Raw genomic sequence first — 18,052 nt, 5'->3', positions numbered from 1 at the left:
GTTAGCGGCGATGGTAGTGTGGGGTCTCCCCATGTGAGAGTAGCACACCGTCAGGCTCCCAATTACGAAGAAGCCCGCTCATCTGAGCGGGCTTTTTTCGTTTTGAATTATATTTTCTGAACTTAGGTTAATCATACCTCTGCTGCTACGTCGTTAATTCAGGAATTTGACAAGACGGATGTTGGGTACTATTACTTAATTAGTAAGGAATACTGAAAATATTATCTGGGTATCCTTTCTAACCACGACATCTCACGGCTTAGTACATGAAAAGCCCTTTATAACACTACACGCCATGTTACTTCTGATCTAATTAAATAGTATTAGAATATTCTTATTTTACTTAAGAAATAAGAAATAATTTGTATCGGAAAAATTTACAATTAATTTGCGAAGAACCCTGCTGAAATTCAGGGATTTGAAATTAGTAAATCAATTTCAATAGCTTATAGGTCCCGAAAAACTTGGTTTGTTTATTGCTAAAAACGCATACTGTACTTTGTAAAGATATGTACAGAATTTTAAAAATGTAGTTTTGGTTTTACTACGGGAAATGGACTTATAAGGATCTGGAAATGAAAAATACATTTGTAAAGTTCGGAGCTATTGCTGGTCTCACTTTGGCTTCAGGCTTCTCCGCTAATGCGACAATCTTAACGGTTTTTGATGGAATCGCCGATGGTGTTGCGTCTTTTGACAGTACTGTAGCGGCTGCTGGTGAATCAGTAACTGTTGACATCTGGGACACGATTTCAGGTGGTGTAAGTATTGATCGTGGTGACTACGTGATCACTCAAAATGACGGTGGTGCCGGTAGTGTGAGCGGTTATGGCAGTATGTCAGGTCGGGTAATTGGTATTAATCCGTCTGGTGGTGGTTCAACTCCACGCACGGACCCAATGGATTACTTTGGTAGCGGCATTACTTTTACTTTTGATTCACCTGTGAATGCTGTTGGTTTTGAAGTAGGTGACTGGGCAACTTGCTGTTCTTCTCCTACAACAGATTTATTTATTTCATTTGATGGGGGCACGCCGATTATGGTTGCGTCTGCATCATCGACTGCAGAAGGACGCTTTCCTTCTCAGGTAAATCCGTCAGCATCAGTTTTCGAAATTTTCGTAGCAGCTTTTGATGACAGTGATGAATTCACTACTGTGTCTTTCTGGGGGAACGGTATCGGTGAAGTATTATATGCAGGTGGTCAGTTACGGTATGCGCTGTTAGGCCAATCTAGCTTGCCACCTACAACATCAGTACCTGCTCCAGCTACATTAGGTATGCTGGCTTTATCACTGGTTGCTCTACGTCGCTTTCGTCGTTCGTAAGTAACTTAGTTTAATCACAAACACCATACCTCATTAAAGCCGCACTTTCGTGCGGCTTTTCAGATTGCCTTATTGCCCAATTCTTTTACCTCATTTCCGGCTGAGTGATACACTTGCCTCTAAATATTCTCTACTTAGTAAAACATGAAAGCCAAAGCCTTCTTCCTCGACCGTGATGGCGTTATCAATATCGATCACGGCTATATTTCTTCGCCTGATTCATTTGATTTTGTTCCGGGTGTTTTTGATGCCTGCCGCACCATCAGAAAAAATGGATATGAAATCATCGTCGTTACAAATCAGTCCGGTATTGCGCGGGGCTATTACGACGAAACAGCGTTTATGTCATTAACTACATGGATGCTCGGTGAATTCGAGAAGGAAGGGATCAATATTAAAGCCGTAAAATATTGCCCGCACCATAGCAAACATGGAGAAGGGAAATATTTGCTGGATTGCTCATGCAGAAAACCTGAACCGGGTATGCTGCTTGACGCGGCGGATCAATTTGATATCTCACTCAGTGAAAGCGTCATGGTAGGGGATAAACTGTCTGATATTGAAGCAGGACGCAGAGCGGGAATTTCTCAGTTGTACAAAATAGGCAAAGATGATGAGAACAAAGAAGGTGATTACGTTACCTGCAATAATTTATACGACGTGGTTACCCATTTCTTCAGTCCTGGCGACAAATAAATAAACCAGATAACGATATAAAATAGTCCACCTTTGCAAAACCAATAGTCGCTGACCGGCTTTAAGCGCTGCGATGCTTTTATTCTCTGGTCAGTTCGCCTACCATTGCGGCAAAGAGAAAAAGTATTATTAGACTGTGCCCACACTAACATCACACCACACTTTCCACCTCCCGGCCAATTGCAAAGCAGTTTGTCATTTTACAACGCCGGATGAGTTTCTCCTGAACTGGCGGGAGTCTGCCTGTAGCTATCTTTTGGGCGGAGGCAGCAACACGCTGTTTTTATCAGATTTTGACGGCACGGTATTTATCAATGGCATGCGGGGAATAGAAGTTAATACCTCCGAAGATAGTTACAGGCTGCGCGTCGCCGGCGGTGAGAACTGGCATAACCTGGTTACTCACTGTTTAAATAATGGTTGGTACGGTTTAGAAAATCTGGCACTGATTCCGGGGTCTGCAGGTGCAGCTCCAATACAGAACATCGGGGCTTATGGTCTCGAGGTCGGCAGATATATCGAGTCTGTTGAGTATATTGATATCACCACCGGTGAACAGCACACGTTATCCAACGATAAATGTGAATTTGGATATCGCGACAGTGTGTTTAAACGCCGTCTGTCGGGAAACGTACTGATCACCTACGTTAATTTTCGTCTGCCGGTAAATAACGAGCTGATTGTGTCTTATGGGGAGCTTGCAACACTGAAGGACCCGACACCGGAAAGTATCTACAACAAAGTGATTGAAGTGAGAAAGGCAAAGCTGCCTGATCCTGATCTGTTGGGCAATGCCGGTAGTTTCTTTAAAAACCCTGTCATTACCGCGGCCCGTTACGAAAAAATTAAAGATACATACGGAGAAGTACCGGGATTTGCAGCCGGGAGCGGTAAAAAGGTGCCTGCAGCCTGGTTAATCGATCAATGTGGATTCAAAGGCCGCGAAACGGGTGGTGTGCGATGTCATCCCACGCAACCTTTGGTGCTGACCAATACCGGAAACGCTTCCGGTGAGGACGTGATCAAGATGGCGGGTGATATTATTAATGCCGTAAATGAAAAATTTGATATTCAGCTGGAGCCGGAAGTCAGGCTTGTTGGCAAATCCGGAGTAATTACGTTATGAAGCAGGCCTCGAAAATTATACGACAGCACATTTTGTCTGTACTGGCTGACGGACAATTTCATTCCGGCGAAATCATTGCTCAACAGGTAGGGCTTTCAAGAACCGCTGTGGCAGGGCACATCTCGCAGCTTGCTGACTGGGGCCTGGATGTATTTAAAGTAAAAGGTAAAGGTTACAGATTGAATCAGGGTTTTCCTATGCTCAGTACAGAGCAAATCAAAAAACACCTGGCCAGACCAGGGTTGTCGACCATACAGGTAGAGCCGGTACTGGCGTCCACCAATACAGAAATGAAAAAACGTATTGCAACAGCACGGCACGATTTAGCTGATGGTGACGTAATACTTGCCGAAGTTCAAACAGACGGTAAGGGCCGCCATGGTCGTAAATGGACTGCGCCGGTGGGAGGCAGTCTTACTATGTCTATGTACTGGTCTTTTCCGGATGGTTATCAAAGCATGGCCGGATTGTCCCTTCTCGTTGGGGTAGCCATCTGCGAAGCGTTAAGAAAATTCAAAATTGAAGATGCTCAGCTTAAGTGGCCGAATGATATTTATCTGAATGGCCGTAAACTGGCCGGTGTTCTCATTGAAGTTGAGGGCCAGATCGGCGCTACTGCGCACAGTGTCATTGGTATTGGCCTAAACGTGAATGTACCCGACACCCAGTATGATGTGGGTCAACCTCACAGTGATTTAACCGGCTACTTAGGTGAAGTGCCCGACCGTAACAGGCTCGCTGCTGCTGTTATCGAATCACTCCGGGAGTTGTTGCCTGAGTTTACTCAGCGGGGCTTTGGCAAGTTCGTACCTTACTGGGAATCTCTGGATTTATTTGCAGACAAGAAAATTGTTTTGCAAATGGGCGACAAGCGTTTCTCCGGTATTGACCGTGGTGTGGATCAGAGCGGGGCGCTGCTGGTAGAAACTGAAGACGGTATTACCCGCTTCCATGGCGGTGAGGTAAGCCTTCGTGGTATCTGATACCGCCGTTCTGTTGGTTGATGCCGGGAACAGCAGAATAAAGTCTGTTGCTCTTGCTGATGTTAAAGATTCAGAGCCTCTTGTTCATACAGATGCAGATGCATTTATTCTTTGGCTGTCGGATACACATTTCTCCCATATTTTTTTATCTAATGTGGGTAAAAAAGACATTTCAGAAAAAATTATTCATTTCTGTGACACAGAAAATAGAGTCATTCAGGAAATTTTTACCGAAAAAGAAAATTTTGGGGTACGCAACAGCTATCAAGATGTCACAAAAATGGGTGTCGACCGGTGGCTGGCGATGGTCGCTGCACAGGAAATGACCGGAAAAATGTTTTGTGTGATCGACATGGGTACTGCAATTACCTGTGATTTTGTTGAAGATGGTCAACATTTAGGCGGTTGGATAAGTCCCGGTTTTCATCTTATGCGTGATGCTCTGGTTAAAAATACAGCAAGAGTCACCTCAGACAACTCAGTACCGCAAAATTTAGCACCGGGCTCTTCAACCGAAATGTGCGTTGCTCAGGGTTGTCATGCAGCGCTAAATGGTGTTTATTTAAGCGCGATTGATTATTTGCTGAGCAAACGATCCGATTTTGCTGTAATTATCGGCGGTGGAGATAAAAATATGCTTGCAATAAATCATTCCACTGATACTATCCGTTCCGCGAATTTGGTGGTGCAAGGTCTTGCCCGCTACGCAAGAAGTAATCTTTTTGCGTAACATTTTTCGTTTAATTTGAAAGAGAAAACGCTCTGACAAAAAAACGAAAAAAAATAAAAAAGACGCTTGCACGGAGTAATAACTTACTCTAGAATGCGCACCCACTTGATGAGGAGCCGACTTAGCTCAGTTGGTAGAGCAACTGACTTGTAATCAGTAGGTCGCCAGTTCGATTCCGGCAGTCGGCACCAATCATCAAACTCTGGAGGGGTACCCAAGCGGTCAACGGGAGCAGACTGTAAATCTGCCGGCTCAGCCTTCGCAGGTTCGAATCCTGCCCCCTCCACCACTTTTTCATTGAGGTGGCCAGAGAATTAGGAACGCGGGCATCGTATAATGGCTATTACCTCAGCCTTCCAAGCTGATGATGCGGGTTCGATTCCCGCTGCCCGCTCCAATTTCCGTGCTGATATAGCTCAGTTGGTAGAGCGCACCCTTGGTAAGGGTGAGGTCGGCAGTTCAAATCTGCCTATCAGCACCATTTCTCCCCAGCTCATGTTTAAATTAATTGTTTTTTATTTTTAACGTAACTTTGCTGGGATACTAGAAAAATGGCAAAAGAAAAGTTTGAACGTACGAAACCCCACGTAAACGTGGGTACAATCGGCCACGTTGACCACGGTAAAACCACTCTGACTGCAGCAATCACTACCGTCCTTTCAAAGACTTACGGTGGTTCAGCTCAGGCTTTCGACCAAATCGATAACGCGCCTGAAGAAAAAGCTCGTGGTATCACCATCTCTACTTCACACGTAGAATATGACACGCCTACCCGCCACTACGCGCACGTAGACTGCCCGGGACACGCTGATTACGTTAAAAACATGATCACTGGTGCTGCTCAGATGGACGGCGGTATCCTGGTAGTTGCTGCGACTGATGGTCCTATGCCACAGACTCGTGAGCACATCCTGCTGGGTCGTCAGGTTGGTATCCCTTACATCATCGTATTCATGAACAAATGTGACATGGTTGATGATGAAGAGCTGCTGGAACTGGTTGAGATGGAAGTTCGTGAACTTCTGACTGAATACGAATTCCCGGGTGACGACCTGCCAGTAATCAAAGGTTCTGCTCTGAAAGCCCTTGAAGGTGACGCAGAGTGGGAAAAGAAAATCATCGAACTGGGTGAAGCACTGGATTCTTACATTCCAGAGCCAGAGCGTGCTATCGACAAGCCGTTCATCCTGCCAATCGAAGACGTATTCTCAATCTCAGGCCGTGGTACTGTTGTAACTGGTCGTGTTGAGCAAGGTATCATCAAAGTTGGTGAAGAAGTAGAAATCGTTGGTATCAGAGATACAACCAAAACTACTTGTACCGGTGTTGAAATGTTCCGTAAACTGCTTGACGAAGGTCGTGCAGGTGAGAACGTTGGTGTTCTGCTGCGTGGTACTAAGCGTGATGACGTTGAGCGTGGTCAGGTACTGGCTAAGCCTGGTTCAATCACTCCTCACACTCAGTTTGAAGCGGAAGTATACGTACTGTCTAAAGATGAAGGCGGTCGTCACACTCCATTCTTCAAAGGTTACCGTCCACAGTTCTACTTCCGTACAACTGACGTAACTGGTGCCGTTGAGCTGCCAGAAGGCGTAGAAATGGTAATGCCTGGTGACAACCTGAAATTCGTCGTTGACCTGATCGCTCCAATCGCGATGGAAGAAGGTCTGCGCTTCGCAATCCGTGAAGGTGGTCGTACAGTAGGTGCTGGTGTTGTAGCTAAAATCATCAAGTAATTGATGACTACACACTAGTCCAAAAAAAAGGTCGCGCAAGCGGCCTTTTTTGTTTTTCTTTTCCTCCCGCAAAATTAGCAACTTAAAACATATCGGCTATAGTTAAGTCACCTTCTTCGTTACTCAGTAATCCCAGCTTCTTCATGACAAAAAGTTTGGCAATTATCTGGCTGCTGTTCAGCGTTGTATTCTGTACAACGTCTTTTCATGCAAGCGCGTTAAATGCTGAAAACTCCATTGCTGTCGTCGTTCACTCCGACAGTGCCGTCCAGTCCCTTTCGAAAGCTGAAGTCATCGATTTATTTATGGGGCGTTTTACCGAGACATCTGACGGCGAAGTGCTTATTCCCCTTGATTACAAATCTGAGCTTCATCTGAAAGGAGAGTTTTATCAGACACTGGTGAACCGCTCCCTGCGTCAGGTGAACTCGTACTGGTCCCGCTTACTGTTTTCCGGTCGTGCCAAAGCGCCGGTTCAGGTGAATTCGGTAGCGAATCTTGGTGAGTTGTTTAATGGCAATCAGCACTATATTGCCTATGTTCCAATGAATGCTGTTTCAGAGGAGATGAAAATTGTTCTTGTACTCGAATAAAATCCGTCTCTTACTCGTTTTACCTTTGTTGCTGGTCTCTGCCGCGGCACAATGCGCGGATGACGATAACTGGCGGTTCAGCGGTTTTGCAACGGTGGGCGGCAGTTACAGCAGTAACGACGAGCTTGCGTTCCGTTCCTCTTATCTGAATAAGCCCAGAAAGCATTTTAATGTCTTCACCGATACCATGATCGGGTTTCAGTTCAACTATCACTTCTCAAACGATCTGGACTTAGTGGTACAGGCTATTGCACAGGACCGCGGAGACAGCGAAGTTGCTAACTATTTTGAAATGGTCTTTCTTCGCTATCAGTTCGACCGGAACTGGTCAGCCCGTGTTGGCCGGATGAATTACAACGCCTATTTACTCTCTGAATACAGAAATGTCAGCTATGCCTATCCATGGGTAAGACCGCCGGTCGATTTCTATTTGCCCACTTCATCAGTGTCGTATGTGGACGGTGCTGAGATTCAATACCGCCATAATGCGAATAACGGCGTGTGGCAGCACACATTTGCTGCCGGAAAGTCAGAAAGTAATCTGTTTGCCCTCGACAGTTTTACCACGATTTATTACGACTATGTCCTGAATGCGACTACAACATACGAGGCATACGACTGGCTTGTAAAGGTAACCGGATCCTACTTTATGGGAGACAGAACCCATTTTAACGGAGGAGATTTCGAGGCCCTTTATGATAGCCTTCTGGCGGTACCTGATGTGCTCTGGCCGGGCGTTGATGAAGTCTATGATCATTTGCACATGGACAATGAGGCTATCTGGTATTTGTCTTTAGGGTATCAGTACAACAACGATGAATGGCTCGTCATGGCAGAAATGGTCGCGATGGATTCAGCCTGGACCCTTTTATCTCCTTATGTATCCGGGTATATCAGCCTTGGCTACCGTTTTGGCGACTTTCTGCCTTACATCACCTTAGCGGGGATAGAAGAAACTGAATCATCCCGGCAACTGCCAGTTCCTGATTTCTCACAAGCGCCAGATGCAGAAACAGCACAATATCTCGGTTTACTGTCGTTCGCCAGCCAGGAGATTTCGAATGCGATTTCACAAAGTCAGCGCTCAGTTAGTGTGGGAGTTCGGTGGGATGTATCGCCGTCGTCAGCAATAAAATTCCAGTATGACCATTATTGGATTGACGTTCCCGGTTATGCGCTCTGGGGAGTGAGTTTGTATCAGCAAGTATCCGGAGACCACATGAGCAACGTTGTCAGCCTGACATACAGTACAACATTTTGACGTAACGCAAACGGATTGCACGAATGTTTCTACGCAGACTACACATCCGGGTTGCCTCTATTATCGCTCTTATCGGAGGGATTATTGCCATTGCCGGTGGCAGTATCGTGTATCAGCAGAGCGAAGACTCTCTGATGTTTATCACTAAACAACTGGTGGCACAACTCGCTGACAGTACCCGCAAGCCTTCTGCTATCGCCGTTTATGTGGAAGACGATATTCTGGCGAAGGAGATTACCGAAGGTCTGGTGAGAAATGATTTAGTTATGGCTGCCGTGGTGACAACTAATGAAGGGGTACTGGCCCAAAGCGGAGAGCTTATAACGCCGGAAGGCGGTGTTGTTATTCCTTTGATTCACCCGTTTATCGAAGATCAAACCATCGGGAAGCTCTCTGTATACCCGGATATTGAATTTATTCAGCGCAACGTAAGCGAGTTCGCGATGCAGGGGAGTTTATCGATGTTACTGGTTGCTCTTTGCATTACCGTGGCCGTAGCAATTGTGACTAACGAAATGCTGTCCAGGCCATTATTGAAGCTGAGCCGCGAGTTTGACCGGGTTGACCCTTCCGATCCTGACAACCTGCAAACTATCACAATAGTGAAGAAACGGCAGGACGAACTGGGCAAGTTGATTAGCCGGATGAACGGAATGATATCCGCGACCCGGCATTTCTACTTACAGGAAAAGCAACTTCGCAAAGACACCGAGAAACTGGAACGGCAATTCCGTCTTCTTTTTGAGAGGGCTACTATAGGTATTGCGCTGATTTCCCCGAAAAAAGGCCTGTTGCAGGCAAATCCGGCGTTCAGAAGCATGCTGGGTAATATCAGTTCGCTGGATACATTTTGTCGTAAATTTAACGAGTCCGGGCAAGTTGAAGCCATGGCTTCCAGCTTCTCAAAAAGAGAAAACGCTGAACAGGACTCTGTCGACCTTTCCTATTACGAGAACGGGGAAGTTAAATGGGTGCACTGTCTGTTTGCTTGCGTCAGTGAACAACGTATCAGTCAGCATCGCGAGGGTGAGGTACTCATTGAAGTTATCGTTAATGATATTACCGGGCGCATGCGACGTGAAGAGCAGGTGCGCTTTGCTGCTGAACATGATCCCCTCACCGGTTTGCATAACCGGCGTGGCGGTGAACCTTTCCTCAGAAATCTTATCTCTGCCTCTGCCGGTAATGACAAAACCTTTGTATTGATGATGATCGATCTGGACAAGTTTAAACCGGTGAACGATGAGTATGGTCATGAAGCCGGAGATAAAGTACTTGAAGCGGTGGGAAGCCGGATCCCGAGATTTTTTGCCGATGTTACCTGTGTATGCTGTCGCTGGGGAGGTGATGAATTTGTTGTTGGCTTGCTGGCAGGCAGGACCTTCCTGAATGACATCGACATTCAGTGCAAACTGCTTATCGATATGATCAGCGTACCGGTACCTGTTGAAGGCGTCGGCACGTGTGCTGTTTCTGCAACCGTCGGCGCAATGCTGCTGAAGCGTGAGCATGCTGAACTGACCACTTTACTGGCGAAAGCTGATGAGTTGATGTATGCCGTAAAACGGGAACACCGGGGCGGACATCGCATCGAATCGTATTAGAATTTCCGCACTCTCCGGGCAGTGTTGCATTTATTCAGGTGAATGAACTGTAATGCATTATGTACGCAGGTAAAATTTAACAGCTTGTAAATTATCAGGGTGTGTCGTCACACGCCTGTCAATGCTGTATAAAAAAGCTTCACAACTCAGTGTACATTTCGTTACTTTAAATAATGATAACAACGTACCCTCTAACTCAGGATTAATCTATGCAGTCAATAATGATCGTCGTCCTTGGCATCATAGGCATGCTACTAGGATGGTTTGTATACTCCAGGTTCATTGCCGATAAGATTTTCCGTCTCGACGACAGTTTTGTGACGCCTGCTCACGAACTGCGCGACGGAGTCGATTACGTTCCCACAAACAAAGTGGTTTTATGGGGCCACCACTTTACCTCCGTAGCCGGTGCTGCTCCCATCGTCGGGCCGGCTATTGCCGTGTACTGGGGTTGGGTTCCGGCCGTTCTGTGGGTGGTATTCGGTACCATTTTCTTCGCCGGTGTTCATGATATGGGCGCTTTGTGGGCGAGTAACCGCCATAAAGGGAAGTCCATGGGGGCGCTGTCTGAAAGTGTTATCGGGAAACGCTCCCGTGCGCTTTTCATGGTCGTCATCTTCCTCGTACTGCTGATGGTAAATGCGGTATTCGGTGTGGTGATTGCCAAGTCGTTTGTTTCTCAGCCTAACGCGGTTTTCCCTGCCTGGATGGCGATTGTTGTTGCCCTGGTGATTGGTCAGTTGCTCAAGCGCAATTTCAGCCTTATCCCCATGTGTGTGGTTGGTATTATTGTGCTTTATGCGTCGGTTTACGCGGGCAGTTATATCCCTCTTGAGCTGCCGGAAACCATGTTTGGTTTATCCGCTAACGCCAACTGGATCATCATTCTGTTCATTTATGCTGCCATTGCATCGCTGTTACCGGTGTGGATGCTGCTGCAACCACGTGATTTTATCAACGGTATGCAGTTACTGGTTGGCTTACTGCTGCTGTACGGAGCGGTATTTATGTCTATGCCGGATATCACGGCACCGGCGTTCAATACGCAAACCGCTATTGATACACCGAGCCTCATCCCGCTGCTGTTCGTGACCATTGCCTGTGGTGCTGTTTCAGGTTTCCACGGCATTGTATCTTCCGGTACCAGCTCCAAGCAGTTGAATAAAGAGACTGATGCCCGTTTCGTTGGTTATCTCGGTGCCGTAGGCGAGGGAAGTCTTGCACTTATCACCATCGTTGCAGTGAGTGGCGTGGCCTTAGCCGCATCCCCTGAAGAATGGCACGAAGTGTACAGCCACCTTGGTGACGGAAGCGTTTCTGCATTCATTACCGGTGGTGCAAACCTTATCCAGCAAGGCTGGGGACTACCGGTAGATTTCTCATCTACTATTTTGGCCGTTATGGTTGTACTGTTTGCCGGTACTACCATGGATTCAGGTGTGCGTTTACAACGTTACATCATCCAGGAATGGGGCGAGATTTATAACCTTAATATCCTCAAAAATGGCGTTGTCGCTACGCTGGTTGCAGTGGGTACCTGTTTGCTGCTGTCATTCGGTGCCGGTGGCGCATCCGGCTCCGGCGGTATGATCATCTGGCCATTGTTCGGGTCGACTAACCAAATCCTGGCGTCACTGACATTGCTGGTTATCTCGGTAATGTTGATCAAAATGAACCGCCCGGCCATATACACGCTTATTCCGATGACGTTTGTTCTGGTGATGGCATTCTTTGCCGGTGTCATTAAGCTTCAGGAATACTGGGCAGCGGAAAATTACCTGCTGGTATTCCTGGATGCAGTGGTACTGGTTGTCAGTGTGCTGGTTATGCTGGAAGCCTGGTCTGTTATCGCTAAATTCAAGCGGGAAAAACAGCAAGCGTAAGCATGCATCGATACTGAAATTAAACAGCCGGCACTTGCCGGCTGTTTTGTTTGTACAGGTGGACAACAGAATATCTGCAAACTGCCTGCAGATACGTTATGGTTATTTTTCGCGTCTAATTAACGGGTTTTGCAACGCTATGTTTCTGCTGATTGTTTATATTTTAATAGCGCTGGGCTTTTCATTTCTTTGCTCGATAGCTGAGGCGGTGATCCTGAGTATTTCTTCTGCCTACATTTCAGTACTGGAAAAGGAAGGCGCACCTTCCGGTAAATTGCTGCGGGGATTAACCGATGATATCAACAAACCCTTATCAGCCATTCTGACATTAAATACCATTGCCCATACCATGGGAGCAGCGGGAGCGGGTGCACAGGCCGCCGTGGTGTTTGGCGACGCGTATCTGGGGATCATCAGTGCGATTTTAACCTTACTGATCCTGATCTTTTCTGAGATCATTCCAAAGACGCTGGGCGCAACCTACTGGCGGGCACTGGCAACGCCGACAGCATGGTTTCTGAAATACCTCACCTGGTTATTAACCCCTTTTGTATGGTTTTCTGAAAAGCTCACAAAAGGATTTAAAGAAGAAAGCCCGCTAAGAGGGCTGAGCCGCAACGAATTGCAGGCAATGGCTGAGTTGTCATGGCAGGAAGGACAACTGGCCGAAAAGGAAACCGCCTTTCTGAAAAACATGCTGAATATGCATGAAGTGAAGGTGCGGGATGCCATGACTCACCGTACGTCGATGTTCTCCTTATCGGAAACCATGACAGTGGAAGGCTTCTTCCATCAACATGCTCATATGGAGTTCTCCCGCATACCGGTTTACACCGGCGAAGACAGTGAGCATATCCATGGTTTTGTTATGCGTTCAGATTTACTGCTGGCCTACGCCAGAGGGAATACGCAAAAACAATTGAAAGATTACCGGCGGGATATGATCACGGTATTGAGCAGTATGCCTATTGCCAATGTCCTTGATTTGTTCATGACGCGGCGGGTGCACATTTTCATGGTAGTGGACGAATACGGCGGTCTGGAAGGAATTGTTACGCTGGAAGATATTCTTGAGCATCTTCTCGGTATTGAAATTGTGGATGAGAAAGACAATACGGTCAGCATCCGCAAATATGCACAGAATATGGCGCGCCGCCGGGCTGCCATGCTGATGAAAAACGTGCCTGACCTTGGCGGCGATGATTAAAAAATCCCTAGACCGCCAGAGGCAACTGCACCACAACACAAACGCCGGTGTTGTCCGGCAGGTTATTCAGTTGCACACGCCCTTTGTGGTAGCCAGCAATCATATTGGCAATAAACAGTCCTAAACCAAGGTGAGGGTGTTCAGCGGATTTGTGACGTTCTTCATCCGGCCTCACCGATACCATCGACTGCAACAGGTTGTCGTTCATGTTATCGGGCAACGGTGGTCCCGGGTTGGTCACCGACAGTTTTACTGATTTACCTTCCCGCCATAAGTGCACTGTAATCGTATCGCCGTTGTGACTGAACTCCACCGCGTTGGCGATAATTTTATCCAGCATCTGCGCGAATAAATCCCCTGAACCCCGTAATTTTGCCTCTTCCAGCGGGATTTTAAGTTGGAAGGTGCGTTCAGAAAAAACATGGGCGTAACCATCAATACAGCCGGAAACGACAGCGGCTGCATCGAACAGTTCGGGGTCTTCCTGAGCGATAGCATGTTCCAGTCGTGTGGCTTCACTCATACTGTTTAAAATGGTGCTTAACCGGGTGATGCCGCTTTGCGCCCGGCCAATCAGAACAGACTGCTGGGAAGGATCTTTCACTTCGCTGATGGTGTCCAGTGATGAACGTACAACAGCAATAGGCGTCCGCAATTCGTGGGAGAGTCGTGAGGCCATGTTTTCCAGATACGAATTGTATTGCTGAAGACGGTTTAACACGCCGGCGAAGGACTGATGCAAGTCATCAATTTCATCTACACGGCGCACTGCCGGTAAACTGCCGACAATTTTGCCGTTATCGTCAATCACTGCCTCAGTGTTGTCTCTCAGTGTCCGCACCCGGTTAGAAATACGGTTAGCAAACAAAAATAAACTGAGGGTGCCCAGCAGCATCACTGCCAGGATTACATGGAAAAGTTGCTCCAGAGCACGGTTTCGCAGGGTACGGATGCCGTTGGTGGTTTGTTCAACCACCACTGCACCCATTACGTTTTCCTCAATATAAATAGGGTAAGCGGCGGAAAGAATAACGGCTTTACTGTCAGGAGAAAGCCGCCATAAGGAATCCGGTGTGCCGGACAGCGCCGAAGCAATATCTTTTCCGGCCAGCGCATACGCGCCCTGCAACTCATCAACAAATCCGGCTGGCGGACGGGTCAGAATATGATAATAAAGCGGCAGCAAAACATGCTGCTCAAGCCACTGCCACCACGGGTAACCTTGCTGCTCCTCACGGCGTACTTTAAACCCGGTGGCTGACTGGATCGAGCCGGCTCTGGCAAGTACACGCATGTGGTTATCGACTACCCACACCCGTGAATCGGCATATTTAAGCCCGGAAAGGATGCGTTCAATTTCCGGCGACGGCGTCAGTACCGTGCCCATGCCGTCGGCCTGATTGGGGTTCGCTGTGCCCACCGCGTAGCGCTTCTCCCGGCTGGCCGGATCGTCCACATCAACCAGCGCAAAGGCGAGAGCGCCTGTGGTCATACTCAATGGAAAGCGTAGTTCAATGCCGTATCCCTCACCGGTTAGTTGCCAGCGGCCCTGAATACGCAGTTCGTTGTCTGTGGCTCTGTAGCCCCCCGGCGTGTCGTCCAGCTTAAATGCATTCACCCAGCCTTCTGAGTAAGGTGCAATGACAAAACGTTCCAGTTCGCCGTCACCGGCAATAACACTGATCAGTAAATGGTCACTCTGATCGACGGCCAGTGCGTTAGATGCACGCCACACAACGCTGTCATCCTGCACATCAAACATGGCATACAGGTATTTTCCGTAGCGTCCCACCATATGATTAAAAGACAGTGTGACCGGCGGAAAATCCGCAACTTTGCCAAACCACGAAACTACCTGACCTTCACCATATTGCTGACTGAGGCCAGAGACTGCATTCCAGTCTGAAAATTTGCCATCCAGCTGAATGGGAGTGGGGATGGGCGGAGCGTACAAATCTGTGCCGGGGCGAACATCTTTTAAGTAGGCAGACTGACTGTCAAACAGGGCCGGGCGTTCGTGCAGCGCAGTGGCCACCGCTCTTGCTGTACCAATCATGGTTTGTTCCTGCCCGGTCCGCAAATATTGTTCAAGCTCCCACACATAGCGGTACCCCAGCCAGGGGATGGTGAACAAAAATAGCGACAGCACCAGCAATTGCAGGCGGATAGAAAAGCGTAAGTTCACGAACAATCAGCCCTGCCAGCGATAACCCATGCCATACACCGTATCGATATGATCAAAGGTGCTGTCCAGCTGGATAAATTTTTTACGCATGCGCTTAATATGGGACGTAATGGTGGTGTCGTCGACAACCATCCGTGATTCGTCCATCAGTTGTTGCCGGCTTTTTACGTGGCCGGGATGTTTGATCAATGCGTGCAGCATCCAGAACTCTGTGACTGTTAAGGCAACCGGCTCGTTCTTCCAGCTTACTGTCATGCGGCTGACATCTACACTTAAATGACCAAGCTGAATTTGTTCGCTCTGTTGCTTCGGCGATGACAATAAGTCCGTGCGCCTGAACAGGGCGGCGATACGTGCGAGCAGATGCGCCATACTGATATCTTTTGTCAGGTAGTCGTCGGCTCCCATACGCAGTCCGCTGATGGTATCCACATCGTTGTCTCTGGCGGTAAAGAAAATGACCGGCATGGTCTGGGATAGCTGTCGCAATTGCTGACACAGCATAAAGCCGCCTTCCATTTCTTCTTTCAGGCCAATATCAATAATAGCCAGATCAGGGAGCGCCTGTGAGAAAGCAGCAGAAGCGGATGGTCTGTCAGCATAGGCATTCACCTGATAACCCTGCGCCTGCAGTGCAGCAATATAGTTTTCCCTGATGGCGGCATCATCTTCAACAAGAGCAATAGTTCTTGGCATCGTCATTAATCTTTTCAGTTTCAGTGGCATGACTATACACCATGAAAACTGAACAATGCCTGATTAAGACAAAATTCCCCCGTAACGCCACTTTTTGGCCATATTTGCCCTGTTTAACCGGCGTAACGTGGTGCAGGTGACCTGATTGCCCCGATTTATCACAATGCTTCGCCACCTTTCCCCATTTCACTTGGAGCATGGTCAGATTGTGCCGGTTTAATTATTACCATCAACACTCACTCTGGTAAGGAAATGAACATGACAGGTAAAAAAGTACTTTTAGCAGGCATCATCGCGGTTATGGTTAACCCGGTAGCACAGGCTGCCAGTGACAGGCATTATCAGGAACAAAAAGACAAAGCTGCGGCAGTCGGATTAGGAACCGGCGTGGTTATCGGTGCTATTGTGGCAGGTCCCATTGGCGCCGGCGTTGCCGGTATTCTCGGGGCCGTGATTGGTGACAGCAAGGCAACCAGTGAACAGTTAAAAGATACACAGGCTGATTTAATGGCCAGCAATGCTGCATTAACTGAATCTCAACAGCAGCTTCTGGCTGTAAGAGATGCACTGGAATCGGCGCAGCTTCAGGCTTCAATCACTCAGGTAGGTTTGACGTCGTATCCGGAAGAGCAGGTGATGGCGATGGAGAGTGCTATTCAGTTTAAGAGCGGCTCTGACGATATCGAAGCGCTCTATAGTACGCAGCTTGATCTGATTGCGAAGGCGCTTAAGCAACATGAAGGATTGGGGATCCGGTTAACCGGTTATGCGGATTATCGCGGCGAAGCCACCTTTAACCAGACATTGTCAGAACAGCGCGCCGGCGCGGTTAAACAGGCACTCACAGCACGGGGTGTGAGTGAAGATAAAATTGCCCTGCTTGCTGTCGGGGAAGCGGGCAGTCAGCATTCTTCTGCAGAAAATACCTTCTTCGACCGCAAAGTGGTTATGCAAATCTTGCCTGCCGGACAGGCTATGACGGCACAGCGCTAATTCCTTTCGTTAATCCTCCCAACCCCAACGTTTAGCGCCCGCAACGGGCGCTTTTTTCATGTTATTATTAACGGCTTAATGAAAACAAAACAGGCAAAGCATGAAAGCGCTGGATATCACAGATTTGAAGAAAATCTACAAAGGTGGCGTGCAGGCACTGCGCGGCGTCAACCTGCATGTAGATGAGGGTGATTTTTTTGCCCTGCTGGGACCTAACGGTGCCGGTAAATCCACCACCATCGGCATCATCAGTTCACTGGTTAACGCCAGCGAAGGCGATGTGAAAGTGTTCGGGTACGACCTGAATACTGAAAAAGAAAAGGCTAAATCTTGCATTGGCCTGGTGCCGCAGGAATTCAACTTCAATCAGTTTGAAACTGTACTGCAAATCGTACTGAATCAGGCGGGTTACTATGGTGTGCCCCGCAACGTAGCTAAAGAACGGGCCGAAAAATATTTAAAGCAGCTCGACCTGTGGGAAAAGAAAGACATGGCTGCGCGCACGTTGTCAGGGGGCATGAAGCGCCGCCTGATGATTGCACGGGCGTTAATGCATGAACCCAAATTGCTGATTCTGGATGAGCCCACCGCCGGAGTAGATATTGAAATCCGCCGTTCCATGTGGGACTTCCTTAAAACCATCAATGAGCAGGGTATCACTATCATCCTGACAACCCATTATCTCGAGGAAGCGGAAATGTTGTGCCGCAATATCGCGATCATTGATAAGGGAACGATAGTGGAAAACACCAGCATGAAGTCACTGCTGGCCAAATTGAGCATGGAAACATTTGTGCTGGATCTTGGCAATTACGCCAACAAGCCGGTCATTTCAGGTTTTACTCACCGTTTGCTGGATGAAAATACGCTGGAAGTGGATGTGGAGAAAACTGAAGGGTTGAATCCGGTATTTACCCAGTTAACAGAGCAATCGGTGCCGGTGCTCAGTATGCGCAACAAGTCGAACCGTCTGGAAGAGTTGTTTGTTACCCTGGTCGAGAATGGCCGTAAAGCCAAAGAGGAGGCGTAAT

At 47.8% G+C, this 18,052-nt stretch carries 15 protein-coding genes and 4 tRNA genes; 17 read left to right on the top strand and 2 right to left on the bottom strand.

What is annotated here, in order from left to right; all coding sequences use genetic code 11:
• Positions 1-575: 575 nt before the first annotated feature.
• The 15 genes from ACXAGC_RS15950 (at position 576) to ACXAGC_RS15880 (ending at position 13,147) form a co-directional block, all read left to right on the top strand.
• Positions 576-1,328, top strand: coding sequence for a hypothetical protein (locus tag ACXAGC_RS15950; protein WP_474845350.1), 753 nt, complete (start codon positions 576-578; stop codon positions 1,326-1,328).
• Between the two features lie 144 nt (positions 1,329-1,472).
• Positions 1,473-2,024: a D-glycero-beta-D-manno-heptose 1,7-bisphosphate 7-phosphatase gene (gene gmhB, locus ACXAGC_RS15945; RefSeq protein ID WP_474845348.1), complete on the top strand. Its 552-nt coding sequence runs from the start codon at positions 1,473-1,475 to the stop codon at positions 2,022-2,024.
• A gap of 136 nt (positions 2,025-2,160) precedes the next feature.
• Positions 2,161-3,150, top strand: coding sequence for a UDP-N-acetylmuramate dehydrogenase (murB, locus tag ACXAGC_RS15940; RefSeq protein ID WP_474845346.1), 990 nt, complete (start codon positions 2,161-2,163; stop codon positions 3,148-3,150).
• Positions 3,147-4,133: a bifunctional biotin--[acetyl-CoA-carboxylase] ligase/biotin operon repressor BirA gene (gene birA / locus ACXAGC_RS15935; RefSeq protein WP_474845344.1), complete on the top strand. Its 987-nt coding sequence runs from the start codon at positions 3,147-3,149 to the stop codon at positions 4,131-4,133. Before murB ends, birA begins: the two co-directional genes overlap by 4 nt.
• Entirely contained in the window at positions 4,123-4,863 is a 741-nt protein-coding gene (locus ACXAGC_RS15930; protein ID WP_474845342.1) for a type III pantothenate kinase, read from the top strand. The genes birA and ACXAGC_RS15930 overlap by 11 nt, the downstream gene beginning before the upstream one ends.
• Positions 4,864-4,978: 115 nt before the next feature.
• A tRNA-Thr gene (locus ACXAGC_RS15925) sits at positions 4,979-5,054 on the top strand.
• A gap of 13 nt (positions 5,055-5,067) precedes the next feature.
• Positions 5,068-5,152: transfer RNA gene (locus ACXAGC_RS15920), tRNA-Tyr, on the top strand.
• Between the two features lie 33 nt (positions 5,153-5,185).
• Positions 5,186-5,260 (top strand) — tRNA-Gly (locus ACXAGC_RS15915).
• Positions 5,261-5,268: 8 nt separating this feature from the next.
• Positions 5,269-5,344 (top strand) — tRNA-Thr (locus tag ACXAGC_RS15910).
• Positions 5,345-5,414: 70 nt separating this feature from the next.
• Entirely contained in the window at positions 5,415-6,599 is a 1,185-nt protein-coding gene (gene tuf, locus ACXAGC_RS15905) for an elongation factor Tu (protein WP_474845340.1), read from the top strand.
• 143 nt (positions 6,600-6,742) lie between these two features.
• Entirely contained in the window at positions 6,743-7,192 is a 450-nt protein-coding gene (locus ACXAGC_RS15900; protein ID WP_474845338.1) for a hypothetical protein, read from the top strand.
• Positions 7,179-8,453: a hypothetical protein gene (locus ACXAGC_RS15895; RefSeq protein WP_474845336.1), complete on the top strand. Its 1,275-nt coding sequence runs from the start codon at positions 7,179-7,181 to the stop codon at positions 8,451-8,453. Before ACXAGC_RS15900 ends, ACXAGC_RS15895 begins: the two co-directional genes overlap by 14 nt.
• A 23-nt stretch (positions 8,454-8,476) precedes the next feature.
• Positions 8,477-10,057, top strand: a complete 1,581-nt coding sequence (locus ACXAGC_RS15890) for a sensor domain-containing diguanylate cyclase (RefSeq protein WP_474845334.1) — start codon at positions 8,477-8,479, stop codon at positions 10,055-10,057.
• 209 nt (positions 10,058-10,266) lie between these two features.
• Entirely contained in the window at positions 10,267-11,940 is a 1,674-nt protein-coding gene (locus ACXAGC_RS15885; protein WP_474845332.1) for a carbon starvation CstA family protein, read from the top strand.
• Positions 11,941-12,079: 139 nt separating this feature from the next.
• Positions 12,080-13,147, top strand: coding sequence for a CNNM domain-containing protein (locus ACXAGC_RS15880; protein ID WP_119499906.1), 1,068 nt, complete (start codon positions 12,080-12,082; stop codon positions 13,145-13,147).
• Between the two features lie 7 nt (positions 13,148-13,154).
• Here ACXAGC_RS15880 and pdsS read toward each other — a convergent pair whose 3' ends face one another.
• On the bottom strand, positions 13,155-15,332 hold the full coding sequence (pdsS, locus tag ACXAGC_RS15875) for a proteobacterial dedicated sortase system histidine kinase (protein ID WP_474845329.1): 2,178 nt from the start codon (positions 15,330-15,332) through the stop codon (positions 13,155-13,157).
• A 6-nt stretch (positions 15,333-15,338) separates the two neighbouring features.
• Positions 15,339-16,028, bottom strand: coding sequence for a proteobacterial dedicated sortase system response regulator (gene pdsR, locus ACXAGC_RS15870; RefSeq protein ID WP_119503272.1), 690 nt, complete (start codon positions 16,026-16,028; stop codon positions 15,339-15,341).
• A gap of 258 nt (positions 16,029-16,286) precedes the next feature.
• Here pdsR and pdsO point away from each other — a divergent pair, with 258 nt between their 5' ends.
• Both pdsO and ACXAGC_RS15860 read left to right on the top strand, forming a co-directional pair.
• A complete protein-coding gene (pdsO, locus tag ACXAGC_RS15865; protein WP_474845327.1) occupies positions 16,287-17,021 on the top strand; it encodes a sortase-associated OmpA-like protein PdsO in 735 nt (244 codons plus the stop codon).
• 100 nt (positions 17,022-17,121) lie between these two features.
• Entirely contained in the window at positions 17,122-18,051 is a 930-nt protein-coding gene (locus ACXAGC_RS15860) for an ABC transporter ATP-binding protein (protein WP_119499908.1), read from the top strand.
• Position 18,052: the final 1 nt, after the last annotated feature.

It is taken from the genome of Alteromonas sp. AWJ4_197, assembly GCF_056160285.1.
The sequence above is the reverse complement of the archived record's forward strand: the minus strand, read 5'-3'. Positions and strand labels throughout refer to the sequence as shown.